The following is a 14,088-nucleotide window of genomic DNA, read 5'->3' as shown; positions in this document are numbered from 1 at the left end:
AGATGGGGCCGCATCTGCTAAACGCCAAGGATACGCCTGCGAAAACGGCGGTACTTGCCTGTTGCGGAAAAGGGATTCGCATGAGCCTCGACACTCTCGATCTGAAATCTCTGGTTCGCACGATCCCCGATTATCCGAAGCCCGGTATCATGTTCCGTGACATCACGACGTTGATCGGCCATGCGGACGGCTTTCGCGCGGCGATCCGGCGCTTGGCTGCTCCTTACGAGGGCGAGAAGATCGACGCGGTCGCGGGTATCGAAGCGCGCGGCTTCATCGTCGGCGGCGCCGTGGCGGATCGCCTCGGCTGCGGCTTCATCCCGATCCGCAAAAAGGGCAAGCTGCCGTGGCGCGCCGTCGGGCAGGATTACCAGCTCGAATACGGCACCGACATCATCGAGATGCACGAGGATGCCGTGAAGCCGGGCGAGCGCGTGCTGATCGTAGACGACTTGATCGCCACGGGCGGCACGGCGGAAGCGGCGGTCAAGCTCATCAAGCTCGTGGGCGGCGAGGTCGCGGGCGCGGCCTTCGTCATCGATCTCCCGGAGCTCGGCGGTGTTGCGAAGCTTTCCGCGCATGGCGTTCGCTCCCACGCCTTGATCGCCACGGGCGGCACGGCGTAAGCGGCGGTCAAGCTCATCAAGCTCGTGGGCGGCGAGGTCGCGGGCGCGGCCTTCGTCATCGATCTCCCGGAGCTCGGCGGTGTTGCGAAGCTTTCCGCGCATGGCGTTCGCTCCCACGCCTTGATCGCATTCGACGGGCACTGAGGCCGATAACGGTCCGCTACTCGCCGCGCGCGTCCCGATGAAGCGCGCGCAGTCTCTCCAAATCGAGAATGCGCAAATCGGGCCCTTCGCGACGAGCGATGCCCATATCCTGAATGCGGCTCAGCACGCGGGAAACCGCCTCGCGGTGCGTGCTTATATGCGCCGCGAAATCGGCCAGCAACGGCGCGGGAGAAATGAGCGCCTGCCCGTTCTTGTCTCCTGCGAGCACCGCGAGGCGGAGAAGTTCCGCATGAACCCGCGCCTGAACGCTCAACGTGCTGAATTCGAAAATCCGATCCGAAAGCGCGCGAACCTTTCTCGCGAGTTTTTGCATGATGAGGAGCGAAAACTCCGGGTGCGTTTCAAGGAGTCTCAGGAATTGATCCTTGGACAGGATGGCGAGCATGCAGTCGCTGCTGGCTTCGATGGTGACGGAGCGCGGTTCGCCGTCGAGAGCCGAAAGTTCGCCGAACATTTCGTCCGCGCTTATGGTTGCGAACAGAACGGGCTTTCCCTCCGCCGCCGAATAGAGAAGAGCACGCAGTTTTCCCTTCGTCACGAAGTAGACGTCCCGTGTGCGTTCATTGGCCATCACGATCTGCTTGCCGGCTGCAACGGAATTCCAGATGCAGCTGCGGGCGATGTCGCGAACGACGGTGTCGGGGAGGTCTCGCAGAACCTCACATCGCTTGAGAGTGGCCATTCTAAAGGGCAATGGACGCGCTCCTTTGCCCGAGATCCTTCGGCAAACGAGCGCCCCCGCGCATGCGAAGCAGCGAGCCCGCTCCGCTAATCCTCATCCCGCCCGTCATCAGTAGCATCGCACCCCGCAAGCCTGAGCCCCTCGATGAGGGTGGCGTTCCAGCTTCTGTCGTTAAATGGCAACCGTTCGACCTCGCGCACAAAGAACGCGCCGGGCCACTTCTCTATTTCGGCGCGCGCTTTCGCCACCTCGCCGCTTCGTGCAAAGGTCGCGATCTGGACGACTTTCGCGAGCCGATAGCGCGCCCGAAGATTGAGAGCGCGCTCGGCGTGGTCGGCCGCCGCCGCCCACTCGCCGATGAGGTGGTAGGCAAGCGCGGTTTCGCCGAGGAAGTGAAAGGTCAGCGGATCGCACGGACTGAGGCGCATTGCCCGCTGGAAATGGGCGATCGCAATCCCCGGCTCGCCCGCAAGCGTGTAACTGCTTCCCAGGCAGCAATGGGCCGCAGGGAAGCTCGGATTGAGTTCGAGCGAACGCTGGAAATAGGACCGCGCGCGCTCCGGCATTTCTGTTGCCAGTTTAACGAGGCCGATGACGAGGTAGACGCGCGCGTCCTGCGGATCGAGAAGGCAGGCCTTGCGCGCGAGTTCCTCGGTTTCTCGAAGGAGGGCTGCATCCCTGCTGTGCATCCAGATGTCCGAGAAATGGCAGGTAGCTAGCTGAATCAGCGCCTCACTCGAACCGGGATCGCCCTCGACGGCCGTTTGGAAAAATTCGGCCGCGATGGCGAGGTGGTCCTCGGTCAGTTTCTTGAGATGCCAGGTGCCTCGGCGCACCAGTTCCCAAGGGTTCAGGTCTTCCTTCTTCTTGACACTCAGGCGAGCAAATTCCGCGCGTTCGAGTTCGAGGGCGCTGACCGCCGCAGTCGTGAAGTCATTCTGCGCCTCGGCAAGCGACGTGGGATCGAGCGCGAATGTGCGTCCCCAAAGATTGTGACAGTTGCTCGAGTCGATCAGATTGACCGTTACGTCAAGCTGTGATCCGGAAAGTTTCAGGCGACCCGTCACCAGATAACGCGCGCCAAGCGCTCGCCCGATCTCGCAGGGGCTCCGCTGGCCGTTCTGAAACCGTAAGCTGGACCACTGCGAAAGTACTGGAAGCCACCGCAACCGCGAAAGACCGTTGACGAGGGAGTCGGCGAAGACTTCCCCGCAGAATTCATCCACTGGCCCGTTCCGGTGGATTTGGAAGGGGAGAACTGCGAGCACGGGCTTGCGGTCGTGGCCCTGCGGCGGCTGCATCGCCGCCTCGCACGCAACGTCTCCGGTCTCGGCTGCCGTAGCGCCGAGATTTGCGGAGAATGCGGAGACCGGAGCAAGGATATTCTTCAGCTGGCGCGGCCCAAGCGGATCGAACGCGACATCGATCTGCCCTTCCACGGAGCGGACCACCGCTTCCGAGAGAACGAGATGACCGGGCGCGCAGATTTGCTGCAACCGCGCGGCGATGTTCACCTCGTCGCCAAAGAGGCCAGAGGAATCGACGATGACGTCGCCCATATGGAGGCCGATCCGAAGGCGGATGCGGTTTTCCTCGGGCAAAAGGCAATTGCGACGCTTGATGGCGCGCTGCGTCTCTATCGCGGCACGCACCGCGTCGAGGGGGACCGGAAATTCGGCCATCCATGAATCGCCCGCAACGCCGAACATGCGTCCCCGGTTCGAGCGGATTACATGCTCGGTGATCTGACGATAGGTCAGAAAACGCGACAACGTAAGTTCGTCGTCCGCTCCCATGAGACGGCAATAATCCGCCACGTCGGTTGCCATGATCGTGACAATGCGCCGTTCAAACTGCCAAGCACGCCTGTTCACCGTATTCATTTTTTGACTACCAGGGCGAAGCTTTTATTCCGCTTTTTGATTATGCCGCTTTTTTCAACGAATGAGACGACCTCCGTCAAGACTTTAACGGTCATTCAAGAAAACTTTATAAAAAGTTTAGCGATATCGATGGTTGTACCGCCCTGATCGCCAGCAGGGGAGGCCTCGGACAACCCTCAGAATGCAGATCAATTATTGTAATTGTCGGTAGTAGCGTCAATGGTGCCAATGGATGAAAAAGACGCGCTCGCAAATATGCGACCTTAGGTAGCAGCATCAGTTCTCTGGGTTCGCAGTGGTTGAAGCGCTGCGGATTCAACGGCGTTTGTCAGTCTGGCTTCAGGCTGGCCGCTGTCGTCGTCCTCGATGGCGACGGATTCGAGTTCGACCGAAGCCGATCGAGCCGCGAGCCGCAGGCGAAAATAGACGCGCACCCCTGCGTGGCGAAAGGTCATAGGCAGGAGGATCTCCGGTGGCTCCGCCCACGAGAGCAAGGCTTGTCCGAGTTCACACAGTTCGATCGTTCCCGGTTTGAAATAGGGTTCGGCCGAAGAGTGAACGAGGCTCCGGAGGTTCGCCATCTGGCCGATGCGGATAAAGGCGGCGAAATCCAGCGCGTCGACGAGGCGAAGATCCGAGGCGAAACCGGCAAGCGCGGCGCCCAGAATCCGCTCCATGGCGGCGAAGTCCACTTCCAGATCCGGGGCGCTTTCCACAAAAAACGCACCCTCCGCTGTCATTGGACCCCGCTCCCGGAAAAAAAACGCGAGGCAAGCATCTTCTGCGCGCGCGAGAAACGGCGGCGCTCTACCTCTTCGAGGATTGCGGTCTTGACCTCTGCCGCATCATGCCGCGCATCAGGCCCGCCAGCGGGAAGCTGGTCGGCGACGGCAACCCAGATTCGGCGGAATTCGGACAAGGCCTCGTGACGATGATGCTGAGGCATCGCGGCGCCGTTCGTGGCGTCGAACAATTCCACGGCGTTTGCCAGTTTGCGCGCGGTTGGAACATCCTGCGAGGTCGGCTCCTCGCAGATGAAAGAATAAGCAAACTGGTACATCACATCCTCTTCGTGGCAGACTGCAAGCGCCGCTGCTTATCGCACGCGACGCTTATGCCAAGCGTGAGGCGCGAAGGCGCGGAGCGCCATCGAATGGCTGCCGCGCGCCCTCTTGTCAGCTAAACCTTCGCGGGCTCCAACTGAGCTGTTGACGGCTTCCCGATGACCGATGCGCCCGGCAGAGCGATGGTGACGCGAAGGCCCCCTTCCGGCCGGTTTTTCAGGATGACGTCGCCGCCATGGAAACGCGCGATGCCGCGCGCGATCGCAAGCCCGAGCCCCATGCCGCCCGTGTCGGCGTTTCGGGAATTTTCGAGGCGGACGAACGGCGAGAAGACCTTTTCCATGTCGTCTTCCGGGATGCCGGGACCGTCGTCCTCGACGACGATCAAGGCTTCGTTGCCCGTGAGTTGCGTGGTCACGCGCGCGTGGGTGCCATAGGCGACCGCGTTCACCACGATGTTGCGAAGCGCGCGTTTCAGGGCGAAGGCGCGACAATGGAGGCTGAAGCTCGGCGTGTCGCTGCATTCGACGGGAGCGCCCATGTCCTCGAGGTCCGCGCAGACCGACGAAACGAGCGCGCCGACATCCACGAGCCGCGATTCTTCCAGTTCCTCCAGTTCGCCGCCCTTGGCATAGGCGAGCGCGGCTTCCGTCATCTGGAACATTTCGGCCAGCGTCTGGAGGATTTTCCGGCGCATCTCGTCGTCTTCGATGAACTCGGCGCGAAGCCGCAGACTCGTGATCGGCGTGCGAAGGTCGTGGCTGAGCGCCGCCAGCATCTTCGTCCGGTCCTGCATGAAGGTGCAGAGCTTGTCCTGCATGTCGTTGAAGGCGCGGATCGTCTCGACGACTTCCGTCGGCCCCTTTTCCTCGATCTTCGCGGTGTATTCGCGCCTGCCGAGGGCTGTGGCCGCGTCCGCAAGTTCCTTCAGCGGGCGCACGACGCGGATCATGATGAACATGATGCCGAAGGCGCCGATGGCGGCCATGATGACAAACTGAACGAAAAGGGTAGGCGCGTGCGTCGGCGCGCCGCGAGGCCTTACGGCGACATTCAGCCAGGCGCCCTTTTCGAGCGGGACCGAGATTTGCGCATAAACGGGATATTCGGATGCGGTCTTCGTGCCGCTCGCCCCTTGCAGGCGTTCATAAGCTCGCTCGAAACCGCGCGCCAGCGTTCCGAGGCGAAACTCTGCGCGGAAGGGATCATAATAAGCGACGACCACGCTGTCAGCCCGGTTTCCGAATATTTCGCGCGCGCCAGCCGGTTCGTCCTTCGCGTTGTCCGCCGGTTCCTTCGCAATGGGCTTATCGTCGACTGAAAACTGAAGGACAGGCGAACTTGCCGCCTTGAGGATGGTGTCATGATATTGCGACGGCGTGGTGTCGACGATATCCGCCACGGTTTCGACGCGCGCGAAAATGCTGCTGAGCCAGTCTTTCATCATCCGGGATTGTTGGTCGCGGATGATGACGACATACCCTACGGCTTGCGCCAGGATAAGCCCCGCGATGGCGAGCACGACGAGCTGACCCTTCAGACTTTTCGGGAAAATTTGCATTACACGCGCTCGACCGTGCCGACGAATTTGTACCCGCCACCCCAGATCGTCTGGATGATCTTCGGATCTTTCGGATCTTCCTCGATCTTGCGGCGAAGGCGGCTCACCTGATTATCGATGCTGCGGTCGAACAGATTGGCCGCGCGCCCGCGCGTGATGTCGAGGAGCTGGTCGCGGGTCAGCACGACGTTGGGCCGGTGCAGGAAGGCCGCGAGCAGCAGATGTTCGCCGTAGGACAAGGGCGTAACCATCTGGTTGCCGTCGATGAGTTCGCGCCGGTCGGCGTCGAAGAGGAATTGCCCGAACCTGATCCGCTCACCGGGCGGCGTGTCGCGGCTCGGTGGCATGCTCTGCGCTCGGCGGATCACGGCGCGGATGCGCGCGAGGAGTTCGCGCGGATTGAACGGCTTCGTGACGTAGTCGTCGGCGCCGAGTTCCAGGCCGATGATGCGGTCGGTATCTTCCGCTACGGCCGTGAGGAATATGATGGGGGCGCTGTTGCTGTCGCGGATATCGCGGCAAAGCGAAATCCCATCCTCGCCGGGCATCATGATATCCAGCACGAGCAGGTCGAACGCGCCCGCCTTCAAATGACGCCGCGCCTCCGCCGCATCGGCCGCGACCGTCACACGCATGCCATGCTTGACGAGGAATTTCGCGAGAAGGTCGCGGATGTCCTTGTGATCGTCGACGACGAGAATATGAGTTGATGTGTCCATTGGCTTCTCCCTCTGGCGTGAATGCAAGCGCCCGCGAGCGAAGTCGCTGTCACGCGCCGGGCCGGTGTCGCGCGATTTGGCTGCGCCTTTTGTCCGACCGGAATTTGTCAAAGTTGCGCAAAAGACACGATGCCGCTGGTCTTTGCCGTAAAAAAGCGCGCCACTGGACGATTCCGCCAAATCGCGACACAGTTTTTCATGGTGAGGGTCGTGGTTTCCAGGGTGCGAGAGAAACGCGGTCGGGTTCCGCGATGTTGATAAGGAAGGGAGAGGATCCCGGCAATGGAAGCAAGCCTTTTCCTTTTTGTCATAAAACCGCAGCCTGCCTTACTTAACATTCCAAGCAGAGACGATTCGCGGAACAAGTGACAAGCACGCAGCGTTAGTCCGAGCGCTCTCCTCCCGGTCGAAAGACCGTGCAGCGCCAGGCGCATGTCGTTGATATAAATACAGACAGCAACCATTTCTCATAACCGGAGAAGGTTTCGATGGAGCCGTTCGTTTTAGGCTGGCGCGAATGGGTCGCGCTTCCCGAACTGGGGCTGCCTGCGGTGAAGGCCAAGATCGACACGGGCGCGCGCACCTCCGCGTTACACGCCTTTTCGATCGAAACCTTCGGTCCGATCGATGCGCCCCGCGTCCGCTTCGGCGTCCATCCCGCCGATTACAGCGACGACATCGAGATCTGGTGCACGGCAAAGATCGTCGACCGGCGCATGGTGCGAAGCTCCAACGGTCAGGCCGAGAACCGCTTCATCATCGAAACGCCGATCAAGATCGGCGACCGGGAATGGCCGATCGAGATTTCGCTCTCGAACCGCTACACCATGGCGCATCGCATGCTTCTCGGGCGCACGGCGCTCGAAGGCGCGTCGGCCACCATCCTGCCATGGTCGGAATATCGTCAGGCGCAGCTTTCCTACGACGTGTATGGCGAGCAGGCCGGCAAGCCGAAGAAGCGCTCGCTGCGCATCGCGCTCCTCACCATGGAGCCCGGCAATTTCTCGAACCGCCGTCTCATCGAGGAAACCGAGAAGCGCGATCATGTGATCGAGCCAATCAACACGCTGCGCTGCTACATGAACATCAAGTCCATCGCGAGCGCGGTTCATTACGAAGGCAAGGCGCTCCCCGATTACGATTTCGTCATCCCGCGTATCGGCGCGTCGATCACCGCCTACGGCACCGCCGTCGTGCGGCAGTTCGAGATGACGGGCGCGTGCGTGCTCAATTCCGCGCAATCCATCGTGCAGAGCCGCGACAAGCTTTTCGCGCATCAGCTTCTCGCAATGCACAAGCTGCCGATGCCCGACACGGCGTTCGCCAGCTCGCATCACGACACCGACGACCTCATCAAGATGGTCGGCGGCGCGCCGCTCGTGATCAAGCTGTTGCAATCGTCGCAAGGCAAGGGCGTGGTGCTCGCCGAGAACCGCAAGTCGGCCGTGTCGCTCATCGACGCGCTCCAAAGCACCGAGACGAGTTTCCTCGTGCAGCAATTCATCTCCGAGGCGGCGGGGCAGGATCTGCGCTGCATCGTGCTCGACGGCAAGGTGATCGCGGCCATGGTGCGGCGCGCGGCGGGCGACGAATTTCGCGCGAACCTTCACAAGGGCGGCCTTGCCTTCGAGGCGAAGCTCACCGCCGAGGAGCGCAAGCTCGCGATCAAGGCCGCGCATCGGCTCGGGCTGAAATTCGCGGGCGTGGACATCCTGCGCTCGTCGAAGGGGCCGCTGCTGCTGGAGGTGAATTCCTCGCCGGGGCTCGAAGGCGTAGAACGCACAACCGGCGTGGATGTCGCGGGCCTCGTCCTCGACTATATCGAGCAGAGGAGCTTCGGCACGCGGCCGCGGATGAGGAAGGCGGCTTAGCGGGCGGGTGTTGGGTTGGTAGGAAGTCCGGGGCGAGCGGCTAACCTTCAGGGCTGCCCTGTTAGGCGGCGGATAGTAACCTTCCGAGTGTCGCCTCGACTTCCTGTATCGCAGTCTCAACGACTTCTTTTTGGTACGTAAACTCACCCCCGTGCGCGGCATCGTTCCTCAGGCGAGCAATGGCTTCGAGGCGCTTGGCCTCAAACTCAGTGAGCAGGCCTACCTCCGGAGATTTAAGCTTAACGATGACTGGTGATAACGTATCTCGAGGCGATAAGACAATTGGCACGGCACGGGCGCGGGCTTTCAGCCCTTCTTCGAGCGCGGCTCCAAGAAGCACGGCTGCCGCTCGGATATACCCCTTTTGAAGGAGGTACGCGGCTTCATCAAGTAATCCACTGAAGACTGTCGCAGATATAGAAAGCTGGTATTCAATGGCGAGACCGCAAGAATACTCGTGCCTCGCAGACTTGAGGACGCCGAGCGCCGCTCCGATGTTCACCTGTCTGCCAGGACCACCAATTGCCCACACTTCGAATTGAGAGACAAAACGATTGGTTGAGATCGAGAGCTTATCAAGCAGGTTGAGGCAACTTGTGGACCATTGTGTGAAGCCAACGATATCTTTAACTATGCCCGTCCGGTCATTTTTGAAAACTTCCCAGCGGTCGTACCCCTCAGAAATGAGTTCATCGAAGCGTTTGATGATGCGATCATTCACAAATTGTTTGGTCATAGCTGATCCTTCAACTTCGGAAAGCTGTCCCCCTTTGGACGGTAAGCTCCTCGCTCCATATTGCTAGCCCTGCGCACCGGGTCTTGCCTCTCTTTCCCAATCCGTTAACCCTTTTTGCGTCGGATTCTGCTAAATTCCCACGTGTTCCGGTATCCGTTTCAGTGGTGAGTCATGCGTTCTTGTGTTGTGTCCGGCGGGGCGGCGCCCCTTGCCGCGGAAGGTATTCTTCAGGGCGATTGCCTCGACATCCTGCGGCGCATGCCGTCGGCCTCGGTCGATCTCGTCTTCGCCGATCCGCCTTACAATCTCCAGCTTGGCGGCGAATTGCTCCGCCCCAATAACACGCGCGTCGATGGCGTAGACCACGCGTGGGACCGCTTCGCCGATTTCGCGACCTATGACCGTTTCAGCCGCGCCTGGCTCTCGGAGTGCCGCCGCGTGCTAAAGCCGAACGGCGCGCTCTGGGTGATCGGCACCTATCACAACATCTTCCGGCTCGGCACGGCGTTGCAGGATCTCGGCTTCTGGATGATGAACGACGTCATCTGGCTCAAGACCAACCCGATGCCGAACTTCAAGGGCACGCGCTTCACCAACGCGCATGAGACGCTGATCTGGGCGGCGCGCGACGAGAAGGCGCGGCCGACGTTCAACTACGACTCGATGAAGGCGTTCAACGACGACCTGCAAATGCGCTCGGACTGGCTCATCCCGATCTGCTCCGGCCCGGAGCGGCTGCGCGACGACGGCGGACGCAAGGCGCATCCGACGCAAAAGCCCGAGGCGCTGCTCGCGCGCGTGCTGATGGCGACGACGAAGCCGGGCGACCTCGTGCTCGATCCGTTCTTCGGCACGGGCACCACGGGCGCGGTGGCGAAGCTGCTGCGGCGCCGTTTCATCGGCATCGAGCGCGACCCGGATTACGTGGCGGCCGCCAGCGCGCGCATCGCGGCCATCGAGCCGTGCGACGCAAAGGCCGCCGCGCTCATCACCTCGAAGCGCGCCGAGCCGCGCGTGCCCTTTGGCATGGTGCTGGAACGCGGCATGCTGCGGCCGGGCGATGTGCTGTTCGACGCGAAGGCGGAAATCCGCGCGCAGGTGATGGCGGACGCGTCGCTGATGTGGAACGGAACGCGCGGCTCCATCCATTCGGTTGGTGCGAAGGCGCAGGGGCGCGGTGCGTGCAACGGCTGGACGTTCTGGCATTTCGAGCAACCGAAGGACGGGCTCGCGCCGATCGACCTGCTGCGCATGGAAGTGCGCAAGACCATGGGCATGCGGGCGGCGGCTTAAGCGCGGCGCATAGACAAAAATGGCCGGGGTCATGCCCGGCCAAGTCGCCCGAAATTGATTTCGGCGCTTATTCCGCCGCGCGAAGGGTGGGGCTTTCGACCTCGCCAGCATGGCGCACGGCGACGCCTGTAAACGCGCCGCAATGACCGCAGGAAATGTAGCGCTGCACGCCGCGATCATGGCCGAAGCCGTATTCGACATCGCGCACGCTGAGCGAGGTTGAGCCGCAGCAGGGGCAGGCGACGCTTGAGGCGGATTGGCGGCCGAGGCTATTCGCTGTCTCAACCCATTGATTGAAGGGGGCTTTCGTGTTCTGCGCCATGGCGCTCACTCCCGGTTCATCCGTTTCTTGGCGGCGGTTTTTTTCTTAAAAATGCTTCGCCTGCACCCGCGAATTCTTGAAGCTGCGAGCGCCGGCCAGCCTGTATCTATTTGATATATGACAAGTGTTGCAGGCCGATTTCGGAGTCGCAAGCGTTTCTTTGTCGCTCCCCACGACTTTGGTAACGCACTCGAAACACTTGGCTTTTTTGTCGCAGTCGGATGCGTTTTCCGCGCCGTGTGCGGATCGTTGCGCACAATCTCGCCGCGATTGCATGAAAAAGCCCCGCAACGCGCGAGGCTTGTCGCGAAAACGTGATGCGAATCGGTCAGGCCGCCGCAAGCTTCCGCAGCACATAGGGCAGGATGCCGCCCGCGCGGAAATAGGCGAGTTCGTCAACCGTATCGATCCGGCACAAGAGCGGCACGTTCTTCAACGCACCATCCGCGAAGGCGATTTCCGCCGTCATGCGCTTTTGCGGCGCAAGCTCGCCAAGGCCGCGGATCGTCACCGTCTCCGAGCCGGTCAGCCCCAGCGCCTGCCACGACATGCCATCCTCGAACACGAGCGGCAGCACGCCCATGCCGACGAGGTTCGAGCGGTGAATACGCTCGAAGCTCTGCGCGATGACCGCGCGCACGCCGAGCAGCCGCGTGCCCTTCGCCGCCCAGTCGCGGCTTGAGCCTGTGCCGTATTCACGCCCCGCGAAGACCACGAGCGGCACGCCGTCCGCTTTGTACGTCATCGCCGCGTCGTAGATCGCTGTGCGCTCGCCGTCCGGCTGGTGCAGCGTCACGCCGCCTTCGACGCCCGGCACCATCTGGTTCTTGATGCGGATGTTGGCGAAGGTGCCGCGCATCATCACCTCGTGATTGCCGCGCCGGGAGCCGTAGGAGTTGAAGTCGCGGGGCTCGACGCCGTGCTCGATGAGGTAGCGGCCGGCCGGGCTCGTGCGAGCGATGGACCCCGCCGGGCTGATATGGTCGGTGGTGATCGAGTCGAGGAAGAGGCCGAGCACGCGCGCGTTCTCTATATCCGTGATAGGGGCGGGCGCGTCGCCGGTCAGATGCTCGAAATAGGGCAGGTTGCGGACGTAGGTCGAAGCGTCGTCCCAATCGTAGGTCTTGCCGGTCTGGCTGCCGCCGACCGCCTGCCAGCGTTCGTCGCCTCGGAAAACATGGGCGTAGCGCGTCTTGAACAGCTCGGGCGTGATGGCCGTGCGCACGATCTCCGCGATCTCGACCGAGTTTGGCCAGATGTCCGCGAGATGGACCGGCTTGCCGTCGCTGTCCGTGCCTAGCGGATCGGTGGTGAGGTCGATCTTCATCGAGCCAGCCAGGGCATAGGCGACGACGAGCGGCGGTGACGCGAGGTAGTTCGCGCGCACATCAGGGTTCACGCGGCCCTCGAAATTGCGATTGCCCGACAGCACGGCGGCGGCGATGAGATCCTTCTCGGCGATGGCCTTGGAGATTGGTTCCGGCAGCGGCCCGGAATTGCCGATGCAGGTGGTACAGCCATAGCCGACGAGGCCGAAGCCCAGGGCGTCGAGGTCGGCTTGCAGGCCGGAAATCGTGAGATAGTCCGTCACCACCTGGCTTCCCGGCGCGAGCGATGTCTTCACCCACGGCTTCGGCTTGAGGCCCCTCTCGCGCGCCTTGCGGGCGACAAGCCCCGCCGCGATCAGCACGCTCGGGTTCGAGGTGTTGGTGCAGGATGTGATGGCCGCGATGACGACGTGCCCGTCCGCGATGCTGTAATTCGCGCCTTCAACCGTAATAGCGCGGTCGATCAGCTCGCCGTTGGGTCCGCCTTCAGCGACCATCTCCGCCGCTTCGCTTCCGGGCTTCGGCGCGCGCATCTCGGCCAAGGTGTCGAAGAAGCCCGCCGCCGCCTGTGCGAGCGCAACGCGATCCTGCGGGCGGCGTGGCCCGGCGAGGCTCGGCTCGACCTTTGCCAGATCGAGTTCCAGCACATCGGTGAAAACGGGATCGGGCGTCGCCGTCTCGCGCCACAGGCCTTGCGCTTTGGCATAAGCCTCGACGAGCGCCACGCTGTGCGGGTCGCGGCCCGTCGCGCGGAGATAGGCGAGCGTGTCCTTGTCGGTCGGAAAGAAGCCGCAGGTCGCGCCATATTCGGGCGCCATGTTCGCCATCGTCGCGCGATCCTCGACCGAGAGCGTATCGAGGCCGTGGCCGAAATATTCCACGAACTTGCCGACGACGCCCTTTTTGCGAAGGATTTGCGTCACGGTCAGCACGAGATCGGTAGCGGTCACGCCCTCGTTGAGCTTGCCCGTGAAGCGGAAGCCGATCACCTCGGGGATCAGCATCGAAATCGGCTGGCCGAGCATGGCCGCTTCCGCCTCGATGCCGCCGACGCCCCAGCCGAGCACCGAGAGCGCGTTAATCATGGTCGTGTGGCTGTCGGTGCCGACCAGCGTGTCGGGGAAGGCTTGTTCGATGCCGTCCGCGCCCTTCGTCCACACGGTCTGGCCGAGATTTTCGAGGTTCACCTGATGGCAGATGCCGGTTCCAGGCGGCACCACGCGGAAATTGTCGAAGGCCAGCGCGCCCCAGCGCAGGAACTCGTAGCGCTCGCGGTTGCGCTCATATTCAAGGTCGACATTGATCTCGAAGGCGCGGGCATTGCCGAAGCTGTCCACCATCACCGAATGGTCGATGACGAGGTCGACGGGCACGAGCGGATTGATCTTCGCGGTATCGCCGCCGAGTTTCGCCATCGCGTCGCGCATCGCCGCGAGGTCTACGACGGCGGGCACACCGGTGAAGTCCTGCATCAGCACGCGCGCCGGGCGAAACGCGATTTCGCGCGTCGAGCGGCGCTCGGTGAGCCACGCGGCGACGGCGCGGATGTCGTCGGCGGTGACGGTCTGCCCGTCCTCGAAGCGAAGCAGGTTTTCGAGCAGCACCTTCAGCGAGAACGGAAGCTTCGAGACGCCGGAAAGGCCGTTCGCCTCCGCATCGGCGAGCGAGAAAATTTCATAGGGCTTGCCGTCGACGGTGAGCGTTTTCCGGCTGCGGAAGCTGTCGAGCGAGCGCGGAGTTAAGGAAGCCACAGCGATTCTCCATCTGTGCGAAAATGCTTCTTGTGGGCATGCGGCAGAGTACCATAAAGAGAGGTTCGGCCTCCCTTCGACACGAGA

Annotated in this window: 13 protein-coding genes; 3 read left to right on the top strand and 10 right to left on the bottom strand. The window is 62.1% G+C overall.

Features of this window, described 5'->3' with window-relative positions:
- Positions 1-80 precede the first annotated feature (80 nt).
- Positions 81-626 carry an adenine phosphoribosyltransferase gene (locus RVAN_RS05870; RefSeq protein ID WP_013418840.1) on the top strand — a complete coding sequence of 182 codons (546 nt, stop codon included), beginning with the start codon at positions 81-83 and terminating at the stop codon, positions 624-626.
- A gap of 160 nt (positions 627-786) precedes the next feature.
- Here RVAN_RS05870 and RVAN_RS05865 read toward each other — a convergent pair whose 3' ends face one another.
- From RVAN_RS05865 to RVAN_RS20040, 7 genes are all read right to left on the bottom strand, one after another.
- Positions 787-1,485 (bottom strand): Crp/Fnr family transcriptional regulator, encoded by a 699-nt coding sequence (locus tag RVAN_RS05865; protein ID WP_013418839.1) that lies wholly within the window; start codon positions 1,483-1,485, stop codon positions 787-789.
- A gap of 74 nt (positions 1,486-1,559) precedes the next feature.
- The gene (locus RVAN_RS05860) at positions 1,560-3,347 is read right to left on the bottom strand and encodes an adenylate/guanylate cyclase domain-containing protein (protein WP_169309520.1); all 1,788 of its coding nucleotides are present in this window, start codon (positions 3,345-3,347) and stop codon (positions 1,560-1,562) included.
- A gap of 272 nt (positions 3,348-3,619) precedes the next feature.
- The gene (locus RVAN_RS05855) at positions 3,620-4,096 is read right to left on the bottom strand and encodes a hypothetical protein (protein ID WP_013418837.1); all 477 of its coding nucleotides are present in this window, start codon (positions 4,094-4,096) and stop codon (positions 3,620-3,622) included.
- Complete coding sequence (locus RVAN_RS05850) at positions 4,093-4,335, bottom strand: hypothetical protein (protein WP_155942353.1); 243 nt, start codon at positions 4,333-4,335, stop codon at positions 4,093-4,095. The genes RVAN_RS05855 and RVAN_RS05850 overlap by 4 nt, the downstream gene beginning before the upstream one ends.
- Before the next feature lie 200 nt (positions 4,336-4,535).
- Positions 4,536-5,981 (bottom strand): ATP-binding protein, encoded by a 1,446-nt coding sequence (locus tag RVAN_RS05845; protein WP_013418835.1) that lies wholly within the window; start codon positions 5,979-5,981, stop codon positions 4,536-4,538.
- Positions 5,981-6,700: a response regulator gene (locus tag RVAN_RS05840; protein ID WP_013418834.1), complete on the bottom strand. Its 720-nt coding sequence runs from the start codon at positions 6,698-6,700 to the stop codon at positions 5,981-5,983. Before RVAN_RS05840 ends, RVAN_RS05845 begins: the two co-directional genes overlap by 1 nt.
- Positions 6,701-6,807: 107 nt before the next feature.
- Complete coding sequence (locus tag RVAN_RS20040; RefSeq protein WP_155942352.1) at positions 6,808-7,164, bottom strand: hypothetical protein; 357 nt, start codon at positions 7,162-7,164, stop codon at positions 6,808-6,810.
- A gap of 24 nt (positions 7,165-7,188) precedes the next feature.
- Between RVAN_RS20040 and rimK the strand changes: the two genes are divergently transcribed.
- Positions 7,189-8,571, top strand: a complete 1,383-nt coding sequence (rimK, locus tag RVAN_RS05835) for a 30S ribosomal protein S6--L-glutamate ligase (protein WP_013418833.1) — start codon at positions 7,189-7,191, stop codon at positions 8,569-8,571.
- A gap of 61 nt (positions 8,572-8,632) precedes the next feature.
- Here the strand turns inward: rimK and RVAN_RS05830 are convergent, their stop codons facing one another.
- Positions 8,633-9,307, bottom strand: a complete 675-nt coding sequence (locus tag RVAN_RS05830; protein WP_013418832.1) for a DUF4145 domain-containing protein — start codon at positions 9,305-9,307, stop codon at positions 8,633-8,635.
- Positions 9,308-9,478: 171 nt separating this feature from the next.
- Between RVAN_RS05830 and RVAN_RS05825 the strand changes: the two genes are divergently transcribed.
- On the top strand, positions 9,479-10,600 hold the full coding sequence (locus RVAN_RS05825) for a site-specific DNA-methyltransferase (RefSeq protein ID WP_013418831.1): 1,122 nt from the start codon (positions 9,479-9,481) through the stop codon (positions 10,598-10,600).
- 67 nt (positions 10,601-10,667) lie between these two features.
- Here the strand turns inward: RVAN_RS05825 and RVAN_RS05820 are convergent, their stop codons facing one another.
- Positions 10,668-10,922: a hypothetical protein gene (locus RVAN_RS05820; RefSeq protein WP_013418830.1), complete on the bottom strand. Its 255-nt coding sequence runs from the start codon at positions 10,920-10,922 to the stop codon at positions 10,668-10,670.
- Between the two features lie 328 nt (positions 10,923-11,250).
- Positions 11,251-14,001, bottom strand: a complete 2,751-nt coding sequence (acnA, locus tag RVAN_RS05815) for an aconitate hydratase AcnA (protein WP_013418829.1) — start codon at positions 13,999-14,001, stop codon at positions 11,251-11,253.
- Between the last annotated feature and the right edge of the window lie 87 nt (positions 14,002-14,088).

Source organism: Rhodomicrobium vannielii ATCC 17100 (assembly GCF_000166055.1).
GTDB lineage: Bacteria > Pseudomonadota > Alphaproteobacteria > Rhizobiales > Rhodomicrobiaceae > Rhodomicrobium > Rhodomicrobium vannielii.
This window is presented reverse-complemented; position numbering and strand designations above follow the sequence as displayed.

Bases quoted from the DNA above. Each gene is read 5' to 3' on its own strand.
- RVAN_RS05870 (WP_013418840.1), top strand. From the start codon at position 81: ATGAGCCTCGACACTCTCGATCTGAAATCTCTGGTTCGCACGATCCCC.
- RVAN_RS05855 (WP_013418837.1), bottom strand. From the start codon at position 4,096: ATGACAGCGGAGGGTGCGTTTTTTGTGGAAAGCGCCCCGGATCTGGAA.
- RVAN_RS05845 (WP_013418835.1), bottom strand. From the start codon at position 5,981: ATGCAAATTTTCCCGAAAAGTCTGAAGGGTCAGCTCGTCGTGCTCGCC.
- RVAN_RS05840 (WP_013418834.1), bottom strand. From the start codon at position 6,700: ATGGACACATCAACTCATATTCTCGTCGTCGACGATCACAAGGACATC.
- RVAN_RS20040 (WP_155942352.1), bottom strand. From the start codon at position 7,164: ATGGTTGCTGTCTGTATTTATATCAACGACATGCGCCTGGCGCTGCAC.
- rimK (WP_013418833.1), top strand. From the start codon at position 7,189: ATGGAGCCGTTCGTTTTAGGCTGGCGCGAATGGGTCGCGCTTCCCGAA.
- RVAN_RS05830 (WP_013418832.1), bottom strand. From the start codon at position 9,307: ATGACCAAACAATTTGTGAATGATCGCATCATCAAACGCTTCGATGAA.
- RVAN_RS05825 (WP_013418831.1), top strand. From the start codon at position 9,479: ATGCGTTCTTGTGTTGTGTCCGGCGGGGCGGCGCCCCTTGCCGCGGAA.
- RVAN_RS05820 (WP_013418830.1), bottom strand. From the start codon at position 10,922: ATGGCGCAGAACACGAAAGCCCCCTTCAATCAATGGGTTGAGACAGCG.